The organism is Pseudoalteromonas sp. SWN166 (genome assembly GCF_015864485.1).
Taxonomy (GTDB): Bacteria; Pseudomonadota; Gammaproteobacteria; order Enterobacterales; family Alteromonadaceae; genus Pseudoalteromonas.
Window position 1 is genome coordinate 1 of record NZ_JADYXB010000073.1, and the last position, 3,891, is coordinate 3,891.

Annotated in this window: 3 protein-coding genes; all 3 read right to left on the reverse strand. The window is 62.1% G+C overall.

From position 1 onward, the window contains the following. Positions 1 to 546: hypothetical protein (locus tag I6F49_RS19950; RefSeq protein ID WP_197181726.1), on the reverse strand; the 546-nt coding region annotated here is incomplete at its 3' end. A 1,225-nt stretch (positions 547 to 1,771) separates the two neighbouring features. Next, complete coding sequence (locus tag I6F49_RS19960; protein ID WP_114488112.1) at positions 1,772 to 3,667, reverse strand: hypothetical protein; 1,896 nt, start codon at positions 3,665 to 3,667, stop codon at positions 1,772 to 1,774. Between the two features lie 3 nt (positions 3,668 to 3,670). Further along, on the reverse strand, positions 3,671 to 3,891 hold a 221-nt coding region (locus tag I6F49_RS19965; protein WP_197181728.1), incomplete at its 5' end, for a hypothetical protein.

A 3,891-nucleotide genomic window follows, 5' to 3' on the forward strand; every position in this document is an offset into this window, starting at 1 on the left:
GTACGTCTTCGGCGTGGTGGCGGGCAGAATCTCTCGCTTCACGTCGTAGGGTACGCGGCCGATGCCGCTGGGTGTCTGAAAGTCAAACGCGCTGTAGATCACCCCACCGTCCGTGGGCTGCACAGCTTGCAGCATGACCCCCGTCTTGGCGGCAGAGGCGAATGCCTTCACACCAAACCCCATCAGTGTGGTGTACTCTGGGCTAGGACCCGTTCCTGTTACGGCATCTCCCCCCTGCAAGACCAGAGCGGTGGGGAATCGAGAGGCTGTGGTGCGCGCGCCCAGCTCAATGCCTGTAACCTGTACGGCCGTTGGAAACGTCCATGTCAGCACCACCGCATCACCTCCGGTGCTCCAGTAGCAGCCTGTGGCCGTGTTGTTGTCAGACAGGTTGGTCAGCGGACCCGTGGGGGCCGCACTCGCCGTCAGCGTGGCCGCCGCATCGACGCGCGTGGCGCCGTCGAACAGGTGAAACTCAGACAGCTCAAGCGTGGACAGCGTGGGGGCCGTCATCAGCTTGGCACGCCAATATTTGTGTGCGGCCACGGCGTTACCTCCAGGGGCCGGTCACATCAACCGCGAGGGAGTTGAAACCCGACGCACTGGTCATGTTGTTCGGCGCGAGCATGTTCACGCGAGCACGACCATCTGTGTCGTAGAAGATTTGATGCTCGGAGAGTACAGTTTCGGCGCCGAAGTGCAGTGACAACCTGCCCCCCGGTATGTCCGCACGAATGCCTGTTTGCGATTGCGAGTCCCGCACCATGATCGGCGTGAACGGGACACGTCCATTCACGGTGTTGGGCAAGAAACTAAGGTTGTACGCGGTGTACGGCGAGACTTCTGGTTGTATCGCGGTCCCCGTCCCGTCTACCTTGCGAGGTATCGCGCGCGTTGCTACGTCCGAAGACAGGATGTACTGACCACCGTAGCTTTCCCACACCGAACCTGGCGCGCCGGTCAGCATGGTTGCGTAGGCGTCCCCGGACCGACTATGCGGCACGAGGTCGCCAAAAAAGTAAGCCGCACCACCGTTGGCTGTTGGCCCTCCGGTCGTCACATACGCCGCAGCGTTGAAGTAGAAGGCACGGCTGTCGGCCGCAATCGCCCACGCCACGTCCGCGGAACCAGCCGTGTGAGACTTACCCCAATAGAAACCGCCACTGAGCTGCGCGCTCGTAGGAAAAAGACCTGTGCCGGTAGACACCGCAGTCATATTCTCGTACCCGACCACCCGCGCCGCCGTCGTGCCGGTGTCGTTGACGCGCAGAAACTGCCCGTGGGCCTGCGGGTCGGCCGACTTGTAGACTGCCAAGTTGGTGCCGGTGTAAACCTTCGTCCAGCCAGCCGCAGCCATCTTCACCGTGATTGTGCCGGTGGCTGTGCCGTCAGCTTCAGCAGTTGCCCACCGGATGACGTTCGGTGCCACCGCGGTCACCTTCTGTTCGCCATTCAACCCAGCAGGTGTCGCCCCTGCGACCAGCACCACCGACTCGACGGCGGCTGCGTGATCGGCTGGAAATGTGGCCGTGGCTACACCACCCNGCACCACCGACTCGACGGCGGCTGCGTGATCGGCTGGAAATGTGGCCGTGGCTACACCACCCGTGATGATCACCGACGAGGCGGTCTGACTGCCCCAACCGTTTACCAAACAGGCGTCCAGCAAAGAGATCAGACTGCCAACTTGGCCGCGCAACGCTGGTGCACCCGGCATGGTGCTGCGGAAGAGTTTGACGGACGTGTCAACCGGAGAGGTCATCGGAAATCCTTACGGGCGATCCACGCCACCGCGTGTGATCAGAGAGAACGAATAGTCCAGGCCGGCTTCTGGGCCCTGCTGCACCGTGCGCGCCACCCACACGGGGAACTGCGCACCGACAGTGTTCATGCGTACGATATTTCCCACCGACCAGCCGGAACCCCAACCGGTTTCCAGAATGGTGAAGTACGGCGTACCAGTGGCCGGATTGTTCGGCGAGCAGTCAGCATTGATGGTCCCGGTCCCGATCACACCGACATGTTCGCCAATGATCTGGAATGCCGTGGTGCTGGTGAAACGGAAAGCCCATCGCTCCGTCACGGCACCAAGGTTGTTCACCTCTACGGGGGCCAGCGTGTTGTTGTAGGTCCCCGTGGCAGGAGAGCCGTCCACCACATCCGACCATGTGGTGCCATCCCAGGAGCCTTGGTCGAACATCAAGGACATGCGGCTACGCAGGTCTCCCGCGATCAGGGCGCCCGAGACGTAGCTACCTGGCACCGGAAAGTCGTGTGTGAGCTGACGTGTTAAGCCAATCTGGCCTGTGATCTGCACATCGCTGACCTGGGCCAAGTCCTCGATGCGGTGCTCGATGGTGATGGGTTGGCTCCAACCGGTGGTGTCCACAATCGTCACCGTTCCTGCTTCCAGGTTGGCCGTGTAGCCAGTGTTGATCGTGTCACCGTCATCGCCGATCACCCGAACGCGAGACAGGCGCGTGCGGGCCAGGTCGATGGTTTGCCCGTTCGACACAGTGGCCGGACTGGTTACCGCCGTATGGCCGACCACGGCGAAGCCACCGGGGCGGAAAATGGGAACGCGACCATCTTGTGGCAGCCGCACGGGGTCCAGGCCCAACACGTCGGCGTCCAGCGGGAGGTAGAAGTAAGCCACGCTGTTGTAGCGCAGTGTGGTTGGGTCCACAGGCCATGGGCGCCAGATTTTCAGCGCCTCAACTGCGCCCACGTCGTCCGCGTCGTACCACCACTCCAGCTTCTGCTCGACGGTCAGCGAGGTGTCGAGAACGTAGTCGCCGAACTGCAACTCGACCACGCCCGTCTCGAAGTCCACCTTGCCGCGCAGGTGTGTCCCCGCGATCACGCCGTCGATGCCCGCGCTGGCGGTGATCGCGTTACCCTCCGTGTCCGACAGGTTCATCACGAACCCGGCGGGCTTCAGGGGGGCGATCTGGGTGCGCATGAAAATGCTGGCAGTCGTCCACTTCTGACGCACAGTCCAGAGGCTTGTGATGGTCAGGTCTTCGGCGTCGTAGAGGGGGTCCACCACGTAGTCTGTGATCTCGGCGATGCCGCCCGCGTAGTTGACTCGGCCTGCGAAAAAACCGGTGCCCGGGGTCGTGCGATCCCGAATCAGGTCGCCGTCGTAGTCCGCATAGGTGTGACCCATCCAGGTGAACTGCACGCTGTTTGGCACCACGTAGTCGCTGGTGTATGGGCACAGGTCAATCGTGATGGTCGGGGGCTTGAAGCTGTACTCCGTAGTGACCGTGCTGGCGAAGTCTGTCGCGTACGTCACCGTCAGCGTCGAAGCGGCCAACAGCTCTTCACCCACGGATGTGTCGCCGTACTCCCCGCCTTTCTGCGCGCTGTCACCTCCGGTGGAAGGCTCCAGATAGCTCTCGAAGGATTCGGCATCTTCGTGATCGCTTTTGTATCCTTCCGTCGTCAGGTCAAGCTCGACCAGGCGCACATTCAGCGCGCCCGTGCCGTAGTTGACCGTGCCGAAATCACCGAGGCCACCCGTGCCGTCGTCAGTGAGTTCGTTGACCAAGGTTTCCTGTGTCTTCTCGGTCTTGTAGGTTGTCTTCGTGTGCGAAGAGCCTGCTGTGACCTTGCGCGATGCGCGGCGGCGCTGGGGTTCGAGGTATGCGTATCCGGTTGCCATGTGTTATGCCCCTGCGAGGAAATAGGTCTTGAGCACGCCGTCACGGCTCATCAGCGATTTTTGGCCTGCCGTCAGGTCACCGGAAGACCACACGGCTCCGCCAGATGCCGGAGGGTCGTACACGTTCCCAAAGCCTGCAAGGCTGCTTGGAATCACGTTGACGTACACAGTAGCGCCGTTGTCGTCTCGAATGCCGCCCGGATAGACGCCACCAACGGCCACCG

Bases quoted from the DNA above. Each gene is read 5' to 3' on its own strand.
- I6F49_RS19960 (WP_114488112.1), bottom strand. From the start codon at position 3,667: ATGGCAACCGGATACGCATACCTCGAACCCCAGCGCCGCCGCGCATCG.